The sequence below is a fragment of the Faecalibacter rhinopitheci genome (genome assembly GCF_015234135.1).
GTDB lineage: Bacteria > Bacteroidota > Bacteroidia > Flavobacteriales > Weeksellaceae > Empedobacter > Empedobacter rhinopitheci.
In genome coordinates, this window is record NZ_JADGIK010000005.1 from 159,857 (window position 1) to 178,112 (window position 18,256).

Genomic DNA, 18,256 nt, shown 5'->3' on the forward strand with positions numbered 1-18,256 from the left:
ATCTTAAAATTAAAGCAAAAAAAATCCAAGTTTACAACTTGGATTAACATATTAATTTCTTGTATTTACTTCTCCATATCCCATTAATATATCATATCTACCACCCCAAGGACGGTAATAAAATAGGCCTTGATATAAATTCTCTGTTTGCCAGAAACTTCCACTAACATAACTTGGTTCTACCCTTTTATTCTTTGTATTTACCACAACATATTGATAATTGTAATAACCTTGTTTCAGAAAATATTCGTTTTCCCAAAGTTTAGAAACTGGATTATATTTCAATTTAGATTGTGGTGATATTTCCCAATTATTAAAAGCTCCAACTACATACGGCTCATATAATCCGTTTTGATCTTCAAAAGCATCTAATGCAAAATACACCCAAGAATAATCAGCTTCCGAAGCGGCTAAATATTCATTCCCAAAGCGGTTATTTCTAATATAAAAATTCCCATTTACATCACCATAATCATCATAAGGTAAATTATACTTCGGAAAATCTACACGTAAAACGGTATGATAAACAGAATCTTTTCTGAAATTTCGTTCTGTAGTTAGTCCAGGTACATCTAAATTTTTTGTATCAAACCAATTATATTCTCCTCCCCCCTCAAAAGTCCATTCAACATTATTATAAGTTAATTGATTAGAACGAGTAAAATCTGGATTGATATCAGCAATATGTTCATTCCAATTATTATTCTTCATGATAAATAATTTTCCACCATCAGGAGTTTCTGTTAAATTTTGAGATCCGCTAGATATTACAGTTTGTATTCTTTGGTTGATATCTTTATAAGTAGGATTAATATATCGTGACGATTTCATCCCTACATCTACATTACCCTGATATACTGCAAATCTTTTAGTAAAAATTGGTTGGTCTTCATTAGTTGTATAAACTTTTAAAAGATAATTTCCTCCCAATTTCACATTCATATCTTTATTCGGAAATTGAATCTGATAGTTTGTGAACTTTTTATATGTATTAAAGGAATTTTTATACGTTCTAACGTAATCATTATTTAAACCCACTACATATTCAGATTCAAAAATATTGGACTCTGACCAATCTGCATTTCTATGTTCAATTTTATAATTGTATCTTTTATATCCTGCCTCTAAATCATCAAATAAAAATAATAAATATTCATTTGATCCTAATCGAATAATTGCAGTATTATCATTTTTCTGTGGATTAAACACTTGTACAGTAGTTATATTTTTGGGCGGTAATATTTCTAATGTTTGTCCAATGACAAATGTGGAAAAAAGACACAGAATAGTTATATAAACAATGTTAAATAATCTCATAGGGATATTTTTTTACTAAAATACAATAATAAAAAAAGTGTTCAACCAAAAGATTGAACACTTTACTATTTCAAATTAATTTTTATTTAAAAAATTGAAGGATATTTTACTGGATTTGTCTCATGCATCAGTGCATAAACACGTTCCACAATATCATCTACAGACGGTTTTGAGAAATAATCACCATCAGTTGCATAAGGAGGACGATGCGCTTTTGCAGTGATTGTAATAGGCTGACTATCTAAACTAAAATAAGCAGATTGTTTCTCTATAATTTCTTGTAATAAGTATGCAGTAGCTCCACCTGGAACATCTTCATCAATAATCACTAAACGATTAGTTTTTACTAATGATTTAGCCACATCGTGATTAATATCGAATGGTAATAAAGACTGTGCATCAATAACTTCTACAGATATTCCTAGTTGTTCTAGTTCTTTAGCAGAATCCATTACAATTCTCCAAGTTGATCCGTATGTAAGCAAAGTTACATCAGTACCTTCTTTAGTTACTTCTACGACTCCAATTGGTGTTGTAAATTCTCCTATGTTCGAAGGTTTTTGCTCTTTCAAACGGTAACCATTCAAGCTTTCTACTACAATAGCAGGTTCATCACATTGTAATAATGTATTGTAAAAACCAGCTGCTTTTGTTAGGTTACGAGGCGTTAATACATTTACTCCACGTACTAGGTTTAAAATTCCTCCCATTGGAGAACCAGAATGCCAAACACCTTCTAAACGGTGTCCTCGTGTACGAATAATCAAAGGAGCTTTTTGCCCACCTTTTGTACGATATAGGACAGTTGCTAAGTCATCTGAAATCCCTTGTAAACAATAAAGCACATAATCCAAGTATTGAATTTCTGCAATCGGTCTTAAACCTCTCATTGCCATCCCAATTCCTTGTCCTAAGATAGTAGCTTCACGGATACCAGTATCCATAATTCTTTCAATACCATATTTTATTTGTAAACCTTCTAAACCTTGGTTTACATCTCCAATATTTCCCGCATCCTCTCCAAAAATTAAAGTATTTGGATATTTTTCGAAAATTTTATCAAAGTTATCACGGACGATTACTCGTCCATCTTCATAAATTTCTTCACCTTCAAATTTCATTTCTTGTTGCGGAACGTTAACCGCTGTACCAGAAACTAATAAAGAGGAATAGATTTCTTCTTGAATATCTAATTGATTTTGTAACCAATCTTTTAATTCAACTTTAGATGACAAACTTTCCTCACGCACTATTCGTAAAACTTTTCTAATTGCAGAAAATATATCACGTTTAAAAGGAGATGATTTAGCTTTAAGTTGATCAATTTCAATTGTTACAAATGTTCCATTAATACTTTCTTTGGCCACATTTTCTAACAATAGAACAGCTTTATCTTTTAACTCAATAATTGGATTAAGATAATTTTCCCAAGTTTTTTTCTGAGCGTCACGCACTTCCTTTTTAACTTGATTTTCCAATTCAATTAATTCATCTCTTGAAATAATTGATTCTGAAGCTGTTTCTCCAAATTTTATAATCCATTCTCTGAATTTAGCAATTCCATCGAATTCTTTTTCCCAAGATAAACGTTCTTCAGATTTATATCTTTCATGAGATCCTGATGTAGAATGCCCTTGCGGTTGTGTACATTCAGAAACATGTACAATACAAGGAATATGATGCTCTCTTGCATACATTTCAGCTTTTGTATAAGCGTCTATTAATGCAGGATAATCCCATGCTTTTACAGAGATAATTTCGTAACCACGTTCCTCTTCCGTACGTTGAAATCCAGATAATAATTCTGATAAATTAGATTTAGTACGTTGGAATTGAGCTGGCACAGAAATTCCATATCCATCGTCCCAAATAGAAATTATCATTGGTACTTGCAATACTCCTCCCGCATTTACGGTTTCCCAAAAATGTCCTTCTGATGTACTTGCATCTCCAATAGTCCCAAAAGCAATTTCATTTCCATTTCTAGAAAATTTTTGATTTGGATCTGCATTTTGTAATTGACGATAAACTTTTGAGGCTTGTGCTAATCCTAGAAGCCTCGGCATTTGTCCTGCTGTAGGAGAAATGTCTGAACTAGAATTTTTTTGATCAGCTAAATTTTTCCAGCTTCCATCTTGATTTAATGAACGTGTAGCAAAGTGAGAAGTCATTTGACGACCACCTGATGCAGGTTCATGTTCAAGGTCAGTTAAAGAATATAATTGTGCGAAAAAGTTTTCTACAGTTAATTCATTTATCGCAAACATAAAAGTTTGATCTCGGTAATATCCCGATCTAAAATCTCCGTTTTTAAAAACGCGAGCCATAGCGATTTGAGGCAATTCTTTTCCGTCTCCAAAAATTCCAAATTTTGCTTTTCCTGTTAAAACTTCTCTACGACCAAGTAGACTAACTTCACGAGATAGGAAAGCAACACGATAATCACTTATAATTTGATTTCTGAATTCTTCGAAAGTAATTTTATTCACTTCTAGTGTTTCCATTTCATTTGTTTGTTGCAAAACAAATTTAATAAAAGAATTGTAACTTAATCATAATATTTACAACTTATTGGATCTTATATTTTACTTAAAGATAATCAACATACTAGTATATAAAATAATGAAAAAAACAATTTACAGTCTTGTTTTAGCTTTTGTTTTAGGAACTGCTCCTTATGCAATAGCTCAAAAAAACGCCGTTTCATCGAGTCAATTTGTAGGACAAGTTGAAGGAATTAAAGAATTTAAACTGAATAATGGATTACAGATTTTACTTATTTCAGATCAATCCCAAAGTAATGTTGTCGTAAATATAACTTACCATGTAGGGTCTAAACATGAAGGTTATGGCGAAAAAGGAATGGCTCATCTATTAGAACATATGCTTTTTAAAAGCACTAAAAATTTAGGTGATATAAAAAAAATGTTGTCTGATAAAGGTGGAGATGCCAATGGAACTACTTGGTATGACCGTACCAATTATTATGAAATATTTCCATATTCTGAAGATAATCTAAGATGGGGAATAGAGATGGAAGCGGACCGAATGATAAATGCGACTTTGTTACAAAGTGATTTAGATAAAGAATTTTCCGTCGTAAGAAATGAATTTGAAATCGGAGAGAATAACCCAACACGTATTTTAATGGAACGAGTAATTAATGCTGGATATTTATGGCATAATTACGGTAATTCTACAATAGGATCTCGTGAGGATATTGAACGTGTAAAAACTCCTCAATTAAGAAAATTCTATGAAAAATATTATCAACCTGATAATGCCGTACTAATTATTGCTGGAAAATTTGATGAAGCCAAAGCATTAGAATATGTAAATAAGTATTTTGGTGCAATTCCTAAACCTAATCGTGTATTAGAAGAAATACAAACAGTAGAACCTGCGCAAGATGGAGAAAAATTTGTTGAAGTAAAACGTGCAGCAGATAGCCAAGCAGTGGGTATTATGTATCACACCGCTGCTTTTGCGGATAAAGATTACGCTGCATTAGCCGTTTTAGATCAAATTTTAACTTCTAACCCATCAGGTTATTTATACAAATCTTTAGTAGATTCTCACAAAATATCTAGTATTTGGTCATTCTTACCGCAGCTAAGAGATGCAGGTTTCTTATTTATTGGGGCAGAAGTTAGTAAAGAAAAAGACATTAAAAAGATAAGAGATGAAGTTAGAACTCAATTAAATAAAATTCCAACAAATAATTATTCAGAAGCTGATGTAAAACGTGCTCAATCTGCCTTAATCAAACAATTAGAAAATGTAAATAATAACACCATTTACCAAGCTATAGAATTAACTGAAATTATCGGTTCTGGTGATTATAGGCTAAACTTTATTTACAGAGATAATGTAGAAAAAGTAACATTAGCAGATGTAAAACGCGTAGCTGAAAAATACTTCAGAGAAAACAATAGAACGGTAGGTGTTTTTATCCCTACGAAAGATGAAATTCGTGTAAAACCAACAGAAGTAACAACACAAGAAATAAAAAATCTTGTCTCTAATTATAAAGGTAGAGAAGCAGAAAAAGAAGCAAAAGAATTTGAAGCTTCTATAAAGAATTTAAAAGCAAATTTTACAGAAGGTAAAATCTCAAACGGCTTAAAATTCGGTATTATTGATAAAGAAATTAAAGGTGAAAAGGTAAATATTTCTATGAGCCTTCCTGTTTCTAATGAAAAAGAATTAGCTTATAAACAAGAAATTGGAGATTTAACAGCACAATTATTTTTATCTGGAACAAAATCTATGACTAAAGAAGATATAAAAGATAAACTTGATGAATTAAAATCTTCAGTATATTTTAACTTCTCTGGCCAAACTTTAAACGTTAATATCAGTGCTTATAAAAAATCATTAGATGAAACAATGAAAATTGTTAAATTATTGATTACTGAATCAACTTTTCCAGAAGCTGAATTAGAAAAAACAAAAATAGAGAACATTACATATTTAGAAGGAAATATGAATGATCCACAATCGTTAGCCTTTACAGAAATACAAAGAAGAACATCTAATTATCCAAAGTCATCCCTGTTTTATACACCTTCTTTTCAGGAACAAATTGATGGATATAAAAAAGTAAAACGAACAGATATTATTGATTTTCATAAAAATATTTTAGGAGCTAATAACGGAGCAGCTTCTATAGTTGGAACAAATGATAAAACTAAAGTTCAAAGTTTATTAGAAGATACTTTTGGTAAATGGAATAGCGCATCTACTTATCAAAAAGCATATCCAACGTTACAAACTTCATCTAAAAAAGATGATATTATAAATATCGCAGATAAAGAAAATGCCGCTGCTGTAGGGCAAGTTAATTTCAAAATGAATCGTAATCATCCAGATTATCCGGCGCTTGTTATCGCAAACGAAATGTTAGGAAGCGGTGGATTTTTAGCTGCAAGAATACCTATGCGTTTACGAGAAAAAGAGGGAATTAGTTATGGAGCAGGATCATTTTTATCGGTTTCATCTGATCCAAAAAATGAAAGCTCATCTTGGGGATATTTTGCATTTTTAAATCCAACAAAGCGAGATCTTGTAGAAAAAGCTGTAAAGGAAGAAATAACAAAAGCAATAACTGAAGGCTTTACAGCAGAAGAATTAAAAACAAATATATCTAGCTGGAAAACAAGTAGAGCAACTTCGCTAGGCTCTGATGGAACATTGCTAAGCTTATCAAATGGTTATTTATTAAATAATATTTCATTTGATGAATTTTCGTCTTTAGAACAACGAATTGAGAAATTAGACGTACAAAAAGTGAATGAAGTAATTAAAAAATACATCGATTTAAATAAATTAACTTCTATTTACACCGGAACGTTTAATAAATAATTAACTAATAAACAATGAATTAAGCAGTTTTTATCAAACTGCTTAATTTTTGGAATTGAATTTGCTATTTTCCATACCATATTATAAATAAATTACTACAAATAATACAAACAAGATGGAGCAAGATTCGAACAAAAAAAACAATAATTCTACACTACCAATTGCATTAGGAGTTGGACTTTTATTAAGTTTAGGTTTTAACGTATATCAATTTGTTGATAATAAACAAAGTATTGAAACTTTAAATAATTCTGTAAAAGAATTATCTACAGTATCTTCTGAAAAATCTCAATTAGAGTTTGATTATAAGAATTTACAAGATGAATTTGAACAATTAAAAAGTTCAATTGTAGATAACGACGGTTTATTATCAAATAAAGAGCATAATATTTCTATCCAACAACAAGAAATTGATAAAATATTAAATGACGCAAATGCATCTAAAGCTGATTTAGCAAAAGCTGAATCGATGATTAAATCATTAAAATCTGAAATTGCTACTTATAAAAGTGAAATTATTCGTTTAGAAAAAGAGAATGCCATTTTAGTAAAAAATAATACTTTACTTACAACAGAAAGAGATAGTATACAAACTAATCTTAACACTGAACGTACAGAAAGAATTGCAGAAAGAGAAATTGCGACAAAGAAAGAAGAAGAACTAAGCACAACTCTATCTATTTCAAACCATAAAATTCAGCCGTTAAAAGTAAGAAATAATGGAAAAGAAGTAACTAAAGATAGAGCGAAGAAAGTAGATAAAATTCGTGTATCTTTTGATATAGATCGTAACTCGAGAGCGCAAAGCGGACAAAAAGAAATTTATGTTTCTATCCGTAAACCAAATGGACAAATCGGAAAATTTGGAGGTGCTGACTCTGGTTTATTAAAATTACATTCTGGAGATGAGGTTGCTTACTCTGATAAAGTTAATGTAAATTACCAAAATGGAGCGGGACAAACTGTAACATTTGATTGGGAAGATGCAGCTTTTGAACCAGGAACATACAAGATTGACATTTACCAAAATGGGTTTAAAATTAGTCAAGCTGACGTAGTGTTAAGATAACCTACGGCTAATTGATGTTTTAAACAAACCTACCTAAGTTTATATTTAAAAAGCGAGTCTATTAAGACTCGCTTTTATATTTTTATGCTTTTAAATAATTAATACTTACAGTTGCTAATTCATTATCCGGAAATTTTCTAAATAACTTTTCATCAGGTTTTAATCCAGCTTCAACACAAATTTTATGAAATACATCTACTTCTAAAATATATTGATCTGAAAATCCATGTGTAGCATCATAAGCTGTCGCGGCAGTATTTCCTAAATTTTTAGCTGTTAAGTCCGGCGACAATGTATGCAATTCTATTAACAATAATCCGAATTGACCTACATAAGGAGTCCATTTCTCTAAATGAAGTTTTAAATTATTTTCCACATCCGCATTAGATAATCTTTCACCTCTAAATGCATATGCACCTGTAGATGATGAAATTTTATCACTTGTAGGCACAGTTTCCCAAATACGATTATGATCTAAAAAAGTCCTAATATTCAGTAACTCATTTAATGAAATATTATAGTCATCTTGTAAATCATTAGATAGTTTTTTAGGATTACCAATATCACCCCAAATTACTTTAGCCCAAATATCGTTCTTAATTAAATTTGCACGAGTTACTTTTAAAGCGGCTTGATTATAATCTGCACCTACTAAAAATAATGGATATTCATCTAGGTGTTTTCCTCGAAGAGTATACCTCTCGACAACTTCATATAAATGCTGAAGAAGCGCACCATTACCACATCCCATATCCAAAATACCTTTAGGTTGTTCATCTAATGGCTGGTTAAAAATATCTATAATGAACTCATCGATTACTTTAAAATAAGTTGCATGAGCACCTCCACTACCCCAAACATTCATTTCACGATCTACATGGATCTCATCTTCGCCATCTTTAATTTCTCTAATTTTTGAGGCTGATCCATATAATAAATCTTCAATTTTGGAAAACATTGGTAAATACGATACTGTTACACCATAAGCAGCAGCTCTACGTGCAAAGAATAATCCCGTTTCTGAGAATTGATAGTTTTTACATTTTTTTATAAACCATCCTAACTTAACTAATCGAGTTAAAATTTTTTCAAAAAATTGGGGATTTTTATGAAATTCATCTGCACTAAAAGAAGCTTCCATAAAATATTTATGAAACAAACCGCTCATTCCCAATCGTACAATTAATGGCGCAACTAAAGTACCTTCGATATGTTTACAAATTTGGAAATGTAATGGTTTATCTAAAAATTCTGGGGTATTGCTTGATAATAAGTATGATTCATATTTATCAAAAAGATCAGCCCATTTTTTGCAAAATTCATCAGAAAAATCCTTGCGATTAACTACTTCATCGCTTTTTAAAAATTTGAATAAATCTTGATAAATATCCATATTCGTAAACGCGCGTTCAGAATATTTATTCACTTCAATTGCTACTTGATTATTTGAGGAATCAAGTTTATAATTAAGCATATTTTGTGATGCTAATACGCGCAAAGCAACATTTAAATATCCTTCATTAGTTTGAAATTGATTAGATAGTTGTTGAAGTGTAACTTTTTTATTTTCTACAATATATTGTAAAACACCTTTTTTGGCTAATGCTGATAAAACTGGTGCAGTAACTATACCATCAAGGTGTCTAAAAATTAATGATCTTAAAAATTTTTTATCCATAAAATAATGAAATTTTGTAGTGTAAATATAGCTAAATACAACCTAAACTCTAGCGAATTAGTATACTATTTTTATTCCACTTAATTTTTATAATGTTAAACTATTCATATATATCTATTTGAACAAAAAAAAATATTGCATAAAAAAAACCTCGCTTTAACGAGGTTTATATTTAGTCAATTCTTAAAAAATTACCATTAGTATCAAATTTCAAATCGATATTATTCAATAAATCAATATCAATGCCTTTTGTATCTCTTTCCACAGATTTGATACCTATATTAGGATAATTTTGAGTTAAATAATCACGAGTAACTTGAGGTAAAAATAATGCTCCAACAGATTGGTTAGCGACTTCAGCTTTTACATCTTTCCATTGTCCATTCGCATCAAATTCTAATTTTATTCCATTTCCTAGCTGTACCTTATATTCATCTCCAGAAATATTTGCCTCTTTAAGTACAGTTTGAATTGTTTCACTTCCAAAATTATTTTTAATAAAGTTTTGAGCTTCATTTGGTAAATCGGTATTCTGAACAATTGTTTCGTCGGTATCCACTGTTTCTACTTTTTGCTGTCCATTATCTTCTATTTCTGTATAAGTTTGTTTTGTTTCAGTTTTAGATTGACATGATAACATTGCAAAAGAAGAAAGTACAATTGCTGATAATAATATTTTTTTCATAACATTTAGATTTGTTATAATATGCTCAATCTTTATACCATAAAAAAAGCCGAATAGTTTCCTATTCGACTCAATTTTTTTTTATTGAAATATTATTTCTGAACTAAGATATAATATTGCCATGGTTGAAATTTAATTTTCGATTTTCCATCTAAAATTACTTCTTCCCCATTCATAAAGTTTTTAAACGTTCCTGTTACAGGAATTTCAACTTCTTTAGTAGCTTTTGTAAAGTTTCCTACAAAATAAGCTTCTGCATTATTTTTCTTACGTTTAAATGCCAAAATCGAAAGATCATCCGAAGTTTTAAGACGTTCATAAGTTGCAGCCTTTTTACCACCATTGAATGCTTCGTTTGTTACTTTTAATTCGCCTAATTTCTCATAAACTCCACGCATTTTTGCGTTTGGATTACGATCAATTGAATCTTTCACGAAAAATTTTAAGCGACGATTAAAATCTTCTTCTTGTCCGTTATAAATTAATGGAACCGATGGCAAAGCATACGTTAATGCTGCAAATGTTTCAACGGCATCTCCCATTCTTTCATATTCTGTTCCAGCCCAAGAATTCTCATCATGATTTGAAGTAAATAATAATTTAAAATCATCAGGTTGCCATTTTTTAGCAATGGAATCCATGTAAACATCAATTGATGAAACATTTTTCTTACCGTTTGCAATATCATTCATAATATGATGAAGTTCCCATCCATATGCAGCATCAAATGAATTTTTAGCTAATAAATCTGTATTTTCAGTTTCACCTAACATAAAAATTTCACGACCGTTTGCCAATTGTGGTTTTGCCCAATCCCAAAATTCTGTTGGTACTTCATGTGCCATATCGCAACGGAAACCATCAATTTTAAAATCATCCAACCAATATTTCATATCAGCTACCATTGCTTTACGCATTTCTTGGTTATCGTAGTTTAATGCAACAACATCTGTCCAATCGTAAGGTGAAATCATCTTACCATCTTTGTCCGTTTCGTACCAATCTGGATGTTGTTTTACCCATGGGTGGTCCCAAGCAGTATGGTTGGCAACCCAATCCATAATAACATACATTCCATTTTTATGCGCCTCTGCAATCAATGCTTTAAAATCTTCAGGTGTTCCAAATTCTGGATTAATCCCTCTGTAATCACTGATTGAATAATATGAACCTAAACCTTCTTTACGATTTTCAACTCCAATTGGATGAACTGGCATTAACCATAAAATTTTTACGCCTAATTTTTTGATGTTTGGAATTTCTTTTGTTACAGCAGCAAAAGTTCCTTCTGGCGAAAATTGACGTACATTAACTTCATATAAAACAGCCGTTTCAGCCATATCCGCTGTAAAAGGAGTAATTTCTTGTGTCGTTTGTTCTGTCTGTATTGCTTCAGTTGACTCTCCTTCTTTTTTACCACAACTTGTGATGAATAGCCCAGCGACTAAACTTAATGCTAAAAATTGTTTAATCATTTTGTTTATAGTTTTTCCTTTTATTTTATTTTCTCTAATAATACTATATCTGATGGAGTTGAAATTAAAATTTTTCCATCTTTTACCACTGATGTTAATCCTGAATAGGCATCACGTACTTTAGTGCCGTCTTTCCATAAACCAACAACTTCAATCATCTTATCTTCTCTAAAATAATCTAAGGCAATAATCACCTCATCTTCGTTGTATTTACGATGAATAATATAAGGTTCAGCTTTTAAAACCGTTTGTTTTCCTGCTCCAACTGCCGGATGATTATTACGGAATTGACCTAATTTTTGGTAATGATTTAATAAAGATAAGGTTTCTGAATTAGGTTGGATAGCTTCCCAATTCATGAACGAACGAAGATTCGCATCTCCTTCTGCTCCTTCAATCACTAAAGGACGAGCAGTTTCATCACCATAATAGATTTGAGCCATTCCTGGTGTCAATAATAATTTAGTTCCTGCATCCCAAGCATCTTTACGTTCTTTATCATAGGGCGAACCATCATCATGAGAAGTCATGTAATTCATTACCGTTTTTCCTTTCATTTCGTTGTGGATGATATTATCGTAACGATTGAATAACTTTTGGTAGGTTTCATTTTGTGATGAACGTAAATCAAAATTGATTAAAGCATCAAATCCATGTTCAAAATAGTTCACTTTCTTGTCTGGAAATGAAAAATTTTGACCTTCATTGATTGTATAATTGTACACTTCTCCTAACAAGAAAAATTCATTGTTGTCTAAAACTTGGTGTGGATTTTTGGCTTTGTACTCATTGAATGCATCTTTACAAATTTCTGCAAAAACTTTCCAAACCTCTTCTTCCGTATGCTTTACCGTATCGACACGATACGCATCAATACCATAATCACGAATATAGTCGGACAACCATTTAATAATATAGTATTTTGGTGCTTTAGGAAGATTATATTTCGCAAAGAATGTATTTAGTTCTTCGATTTCTTGTTTTAAACGTCCTTCTCTTTGCCACTTTTCTAACAATTGAGGCGGTAAAGCAACATTTTCTTCTTTGTTTGTTAAGATATCTGGTAAATTCTTAACTAAGGTACACGAAGTCGTATTGACATAATTATCGTACGTACAATGTGGCGAAACTCGAACCCAATCTGCTGGATAAACCTCATCCAATTCCGTTACTGGACCTGTATGATTAATAACTGCATCCAACATTATTCGAATACCTTTCGCGTGCGCTTTATTCACTAACTCTTCTAGATCCTTTTCCGTTCCAAAGTTCTTGTCTAAAGTCGTCCAATCCTTCGTCCAATACCCGTGGAAACCATACGTTGGACCTTGACCTTCGTCAACCGAACCGTGAATTTGCTCCACCAAAGGCGTCATCCAAATCGCATTTACGCCTAAATTGGTAAAATAACCTTCTTCAACTTTTTGGATTACGCCACGTAAATCGCCTCCTTCGAAACCTCTTAATTTCGCCGTTTCTTGCGTTCTTCCGTAATTCACATCATTGGATGTATCCCCATTGTTGAAACGATCTGTTAGTAAAAAATATACGTTTGCGCCGTTCCAAACAAATGGTTGGTCACTTTTCGAAATTTGTTGCGTGCTTTGTAAAGTTGTTTTTGAACAAGAAGTCAAAAACAAACTTCCTAACGCTATACTAAATAATACTTTTTTCATTGGATTTGTGTTTTGATGGATGAATTAGAAACTAAAATTGATTTGTGATTTACCTACAGCTTCTAAAGCTAATTCTACAATAAATTGTTTTTTAGTCGCATCATAAGTACCATTTAAACCTTCATTCAATTTCAAGTTAGATGGTGCATTATGAATCACTAATTTTACTTTCTTCGTTGAACCTTGATAATTCTTACCCTTTTCAGTTGCTATCTCAATCTTAAGAGATGATTTATCAACTTTTGATGAGAAGTTAATTTTTTCAAACATTCCTTTTTCAAAAGCATTTGGAGTTTTCCCATCATCATTATAGATATAATCTGAAGAATTTTTAACCTCTTGATCAAAGAAGTAATGTACCTCAAATTCATCTAAGTTATAATCTTCTGTTGTCTGAACCAATTTCGCCATCGGAATAAAACTTCCTCCACGCACATACGTTGGGATAGAATTTTCGACTGTTTTTATTGCTTTAACTTGTCCACCTTCTACTTTCTCGTCTGTATAAAAACCGAACCAATTTGCGCCTTTTGGGAAATGTACTTGCTGTGTTTTTAAACCTTTTTCTACAATTGGAGAAACTAAGAAGTTTTTACCCCAGAAATAGGTCGTCGAAACATTTAATAATTCTTTGTTCGAATCATCTTCAAAAAATAAAGGTAGCATTAAAGGTTGTCCAGAAATACTATTCTCGTAAACCAATGTATAATTGTAAGGCATTAACTGGTAACGTAATTCAATTGCTTGTTTCGCTAATTCTTTTGTCGCTAAATTTTTAAAGATTGGTTCTGATGGAACATCTTCTTGTGCGTGTGGACGATATATTGGTTGAAAAACTCCGTATTGTAACCAACGCGTGTACAATTCATCGTCTTCGTAATTACCTGCAAATCCACCCAAATCTGAATGCATATAAGGAATTCCTTGCATTCCCATTTGTAAACTGATTTCGGTTTGACCGTGAAGTCCACCCCACGTACGGTTTACATCACCCGACCACGGAATCATTCCATAACGTTGTGCTCCAGAATAAGCTGAACGCATTAATATAAAAGGTCGTTGTTCTGGGAAATCTTTCTTATAGCCATCATACACCAATTTTGCCCATTCTGAACCATAAATATTATGTACCTCATCAGCAGAACCATTGATGTGTTGTAATGCTTTTGGATGAACTTCTGGTTCACCTAAATCTCCCCACCAACCATCAATTCCTTGGTTAATGAATTTCTTGTACACATTCCAAAACCACGTTTTTGCTTCTGGTTTGAAGATGTCGATTAAACCTGTATTTCCAAAGTAGAAATCGTAGGTAAATGGTTTTCCATCTTTTGTTTTGGCTAAAACATCTTTTTGAACCGCTTCATCCCATTTCGATGAAGTGGTCAAAATAAAAGGCTCCGTAATTAAAACCGTTTTAACTCCTTGCTTTTTGTTATAAGCAATCATTTCATCAGGGCGATTGAAATTATCTTTATCCCAATCTAAATTCCCCATTGTTCCTTGCACCGTTTTTCCGAACCAATACAAGTCTAAAATGATTCCATCCAAGGGAATTGAATCACGACGGAATTTATCCACCACAAATTTTACTTCGGCTTGATCGTGATAGCCCATTCTTGAAGCAATATTTCCCATTGCCCATCGTGGTAACATTTCTTGTTTCCCCGTAAGGTTAGTATAATTGCTTACCATATCTGCCCACGAATCTCCTACGACCACTTGATATTTTTTATTCCCTGAAATGGTCTCGTACGTTAATTCGTTTGCTTTTTTCGAATCGAAATCTAAGAATCCAATTGGTGCATTATCAAAGTGAATCATATATTGATTCGATGAAATCGCAATCGGCATCGTAAAGTTCATCAACTTCGATTCCGTTTCGTAACCATAGTGCGCACGATTGTATAATTCTAATCGATTTCCACGACGATTCATTCCTAACACACGAGCTCCAGCACCATAAAGCGCTTCGTCTTTTGTTAAGTTGAATTGAATCGTTTCAGTCGAATCGTTCACTTGTTGATATCCTAACTTTTCAGAAGTGACTAATTTATCTTTGTAGTAATATTTCACTTGAAACGGCGCCTTATTAATCACCGTTTTTAAACCTTTCGTTTCAATCACTAATTCTTTTTTTGAATCTTTGATTTTAGATGAAACAGATTGTGGTTTCATAATTACAGCGTGAGAACCATCTTTTGATTGTTGACCATTCGGCACAAAAGAGGTTTCAACAATTTTTTCTGAATAAGGTTGTATATAATATGTTCCATCATTCGTCTTTACCTCTACTCCATTCTGTACTTTTTTGTACGATTGGAAACTACGATTTGGGTTTTGCGCCCAAGCTATAGTTGAAAGTAATATGATTGAAAGTGTTAGTTTTTTCATTTTTTTACGTTTTACGTTGTATGATTTTTATTTTCATTTTTGTCTTGACACAAAAACGAAACAAAAAAGTCAAGACTTCGATTTTCGACGATCAATTATCATTTCGTTTCACTAAAATGTTTAAATCATTCGCTATCGCTCAGTAAACATTTTTACGTTTCTCTCAATGAATTGACGCTCATCTACAAATCGGATGTCATTTGTTTTGTCAAGCTGAATTTATTTCAGCTTCTCGTCCTAATTTGATGAGATCCTGCACTTCGACTTCACTCTATGTGACAAATTGTTGATGAGAATTGAAAGAAGTTCCACGTAAAACGTATCACGTAGAACTTAAAACATTTTCTACTTTATAGGAAAAATCGAAATTGCTGTTCCTCCACTCGCCGCTAAATTCAATTTCAGTTTTGACTTTGAATTGACTTTCAATTTTTTGATGTCGTACGCTTTTGGATTTTTATCCCAATGTGCATTTTTCGCATCTTGGTAAATCGTTGCTTCGTACGTTACTCCTGGTGCTAAGAAATCTAATTTAATTTCTGTCTGACGAGCTTTTTCATCTGTAATCGCACCTACAAACCAATTCTCTGTACCTTTTGCTTGACGAGCTACTGTTAAATAATCACCTGGTTCAGCTTCTAAGTATTTTGAATCGTCCCAATCCACTGCAACATCTTTGATGAATTGAAAAGCATCAGCATATTTCTCGTAGTTTTCTGGTAAATCAGCTGCCATTTGTAACGGAGAATATAACGTAACATATAAAGCTAATTGTTTCGCTAAAGTCGTGTGCACTTTTGTATCACGACCAACATTATACACTTTCATTTCTGTTTCGAAAATTCCCGGCGTGTAATCAATTGGTCCACCTAATGAACGAGTGAAAGGTAAAATCGTTTCGTGCGCCGGAGGATTTCCATAACTCCATGCATTGAACTCATTTCCACGTGTTGCTTCTGCAGCGATATAGTTTGGATAGGTACGGTGATAACCTGAAGGACGAGAACTTTCGTGCGTGTTGACTAAAATTTTATTTTCCGCAAAACGCTCTACCGTCCAATTGAAGTGGTTCACCATCGTTTGCCCATCGTGAAATTCTCCTCTTGGAATGATTCGACCAACATATCCTGTTTTTACTGCAGGGTATTCGTATTGTTTCATTACCTCCATTGCACGATCAAAACGACGTTCATAATTAGCTACTGAACCCGAAGTTTCGTGGTGCATAATCATTTTTACACCTTTCGATTTTGCATAGTCAGAAATCTCTTTGATATCGAAATCAGCATAAGGTGTTGTGAAATCGAAGACATCTTCTTTCCAGTTCCCGTACCAATCTTCCCATCCTTCGTTCCATCCTTCCACTAAAACTCCGTCGAATCCGTGTTTCGCTGCAAAGTCGATGTAACGTTTTGTATTTTCTGTAGTCGCACCGTGAGGAAATTTAATAACCTCCTGTCCGACTTGGTTTTGTGCGTTTTGAGTTCCTTGACGATCCCATGTTGATTTCCCTACGTGCATTTCCCACCAAATTCCGACATACTTCATGGGTTTAATCCAAGACGTATCTTCAATTTTTGAGGGTTCATTTAAGTTCAGAATCATTTGAGGGCCCTTCCCTACAATATCACGAGCATCATCTGATACCATTATCGTACGCCAAGGTGTGTTGAAAGGCGCTTGTAAATAAGCCATATCACCAATTGCATTATTCGCAGAATGTGATTTGAATTGATACGTATTTTTATCAAATTCTAAATGCATTACGGGGTAATTAACCACTGCTGCTTCGAAAATATTCAAATAGATATTGTCGGCAGTTTTCATTTGTAATGGCGTTTGAACTGAATTTGGTTTCCCAATTGATTTCACTCCAATTCCATTATTCATATCAATTTTGCTGTGATCGATTCCTGAAATTTTAGATTCGATGTAGGTATATTCTTGTGTATCGAAGTCACCAGGTAGCCAAAATGTTTGGTGATCTCCTGTTAAATTAAATTGCGTTTTTTCTTCTTTAACGATAAAGTAATTTAAGTTTTGTTGCTTCGGAAATTCGTAACGGAAAGCCACCCCTTCATCAAAAACTCGAAACGTAACATTTACATTTCTGTTGGTAGAAGTTTGCGTTAATTGAAACGTTCCTTCGTTATGAATATCTTTAATTTCTTTGTATTCTCCTAAAACAGGTTGCCAAGCATCGTTCACCGATTTAGTCGTATAATTTGTAACTGTAAATCCATTTTCTAAAGCTTCTGCATCTTTTAAAACGAAACCTAATGTTGAAGGTTTTACAATTTCTTTTCCTTTATATATTACCGAATACGATGGTTGACCATTACCCGTTAACTCGAAGTTAACTTTTACTTGTTTTGATGGCGATTCTATGGTTTGGGCATTTAATGCGCCAATAGCAAGTAGGGTAAATATTGTTGTTGTTAATTTTTTCATTTTGATTAATGTATTTTATTTTTTCATTTTTGTCTTGACACAAAAACGAAACAAAAAAGTCAAGACTTCGATTTTCGACGGTCAATTATCATTTCGTTTCACTAAAATGTTTAGATCATTCGCTATCGCTCAGTAAACATTTTGACG

At 32.5% G+C, this 18,256-nt stretch carries 10 protein-coding genes; 2 read left to right on the forward strand and 8 right to left on the reverse strand.

What is annotated here, in order from left to right:
• Nucleotides 1-51: 51 nt before the first annotated feature.
• Both IM532_RS08770 and IM532_RS08775 read right to left on the reverse strand, forming a co-directional pair.
• Nucleotides 52-1,317: a type IX secretion system plug protein gene (locus IM532_RS08770; protein ID WP_228063695.1), complete on the reverse strand. Its 1,266-nt coding sequence runs from the start codon at nucleotides 1,315-1,317 to the stop codon at nucleotides 52-54.
• An 86-nt stretch (nucleotides 1,318-1,403) separates the two neighbouring features.
• Nucleotides 1,404-3,821 (reverse strand): alpha-ketoacid dehydrogenase subunit alpha/beta, encoded by a 2,418-nt coding sequence (locus tag IM532_RS08775; RefSeq protein WP_194183078.1) that lies wholly within the window; start codon nucleotides 3,819-3,821, stop codon nucleotides 1,404-1,406.
• Between the two features lie 118 nt (nucleotides 3,822-3,939).
• Between IM532_RS08775 and IM532_RS08780 the strand changes: the two genes are divergently transcribed.
• Both IM532_RS08780 and IM532_RS08785 read left to right on the forward strand, forming a co-directional pair.
• Nucleotides 3,940-6,681, forward strand: coding sequence for a M16 family metallopeptidase (locus IM532_RS08780; protein WP_194183079.1), 2,742 nt, complete (start codon nucleotides 3,940-3,942; stop codon nucleotides 6,679-6,681).
• A 115-nt stretch (nucleotides 6,682-6,796) separates the two neighbouring features.
• Nucleotides 6,797-7,750: a hypothetical protein gene (locus IM532_RS08785; protein WP_194183080.1), complete on the forward strand. Its 954-nt coding sequence runs from the start codon at nucleotides 6,797-6,799 to the stop codon at nucleotides 7,748-7,750.
• An 82-nt stretch (nucleotides 7,751-7,832) separates the two neighbouring features.
• On the opposite strand, the gene IM532_RS08790 is transcribed toward IM532_RS08785, so the two are convergent.
• The 6 genes from IM532_RS08790 to IM532_RS08815 all read right to left on the reverse strand — a co-directional run bounded on the left by IM532_RS08790 (nucleotide 7,833) and on the right by IM532_RS08815 (nucleotide 18,109).
• Nucleotides 7,833-9,428: a class I SAM-dependent methyltransferase gene (locus tag IM532_RS08790; RefSeq protein WP_194183081.1), complete on the reverse strand. Its 1,596-nt coding sequence runs from the start codon at nucleotides 9,426-9,428 to the stop codon at nucleotides 7,833-7,835.
• A 172-nt stretch (nucleotides 9,429-9,600) separates the two neighbouring features.
• Nucleotides 9,601-10,113 (reverse strand): PepSY-like domain-containing protein, encoded by a 513-nt coding sequence (locus tag IM532_RS08795; protein ID WP_194183082.1) that lies wholly within the window; start codon nucleotides 10,111-10,113, stop codon nucleotides 9,601-9,603.
• A 92-nt stretch (nucleotides 10,114-10,205) separates the two neighbouring features.
• Nucleotides 10,206-11,588 carry an alpha-amylase family glycosyl hydrolase gene (locus IM532_RS08800; RefSeq protein WP_194183083.1) on the reverse strand — a complete coding sequence of 461 codons (1,383 nt, stop codon included), beginning with the start codon at nucleotides 11,586-11,588 and terminating at the stop codon, nucleotides 10,206-10,208.
• Nucleotides 11,589-11,608: 20 nt separating this feature from the next.
• Entirely contained in the window at nucleotides 11,609-13,264 is a 1,656-nt protein-coding gene (locus tag IM532_RS08805) for an alpha-amylase family glycosyl hydrolase (protein WP_194183084.1), read from the reverse strand.
• 24 nt (nucleotides 13,265-13,288) lie between these two features.
• Nucleotides 13,289-15,658, reverse strand: coding sequence for a glycoside hydrolase family 31 protein (locus tag IM532_RS08810; RefSeq protein WP_194183085.1), 2,370 nt, complete (start codon nucleotides 15,656-15,658; stop codon nucleotides 13,289-13,291).
• Between the two features lie 345 nt (nucleotides 15,659-16,003).
• Nucleotides 16,004-18,109, reverse strand: a complete 2,106-nt coding sequence (locus IM532_RS08815; protein ID WP_194183086.1) for a glycoside hydrolase family 97 protein — start codon at nucleotides 18,107-18,109, stop codon at nucleotides 16,004-16,006.
• Nucleotides 18,110-18,256: the final 147 nt, after the last annotated feature.

Coding starts and splice junctions, on each gene's coding strand:
- IM532_RS08790 (WP_194183081.1), bottom strand. CDS start 9,428: ATGGATAAAAAATTTTTAAGATCATTAATTTTTAGACACCTTGATGGT.
- IM532_RS08815 (WP_194183086.1), bottom strand. CDS start 18,109: ATGAAAAAATTAACAACAACAATATTTACCCTACTTGCTATTGGCGCA.
- IM532_RS08800 (WP_194183083.1), bottom strand. CDS start 11,588: ATGATTAAACAATTTTTAGCATTAAGTTTAGTCGCTGGGCTATTCATC.
- IM532_RS08805 (WP_194183084.1), bottom strand. CDS start 13,264: ATGAAAAAAGTATTATTTAGTATAGCGTTAGGAAGTTTGTTTTTGACT.
- IM532_RS08775 (WP_194183078.1), bottom strand. CDS start 3,821: ATGGAAACACTAGAAGTGAATAAAATTACTTTCGAAGAATTCAGAAAT.
- IM532_RS08780 (WP_194183079.1), top strand. CDS start 3,940: ATGAAAAAAACAATTTACAGTCTTGTTTTAGCTTTTGTTTTAGGAACT.
- IM532_RS08770 (WP_228063695.1), bottom strand. CDS start 1,317: ATGAGATTATTTAACATTGTTTATATAACTATTCTGTGTCTTTTTTCC.
- IM532_RS08785 (WP_194183080.1), top strand. CDS start 6,797: ATGGAGCAAGATTCGAACAAAAAAAACAATAATTCTACACTACCAATT.
- IM532_RS08810 (WP_194183085.1), bottom strand. CDS start 15,658: ATGAAAAAACTAACACTTTCAATCATATTACTTTCAACTATAGCTTGG.
- IM532_RS08795 (WP_194183082.1), bottom strand. CDS start 10,113: ATGAAAAAAATATTATTATCAGCAATTGTACTTTCTTCTTTTGCAATG.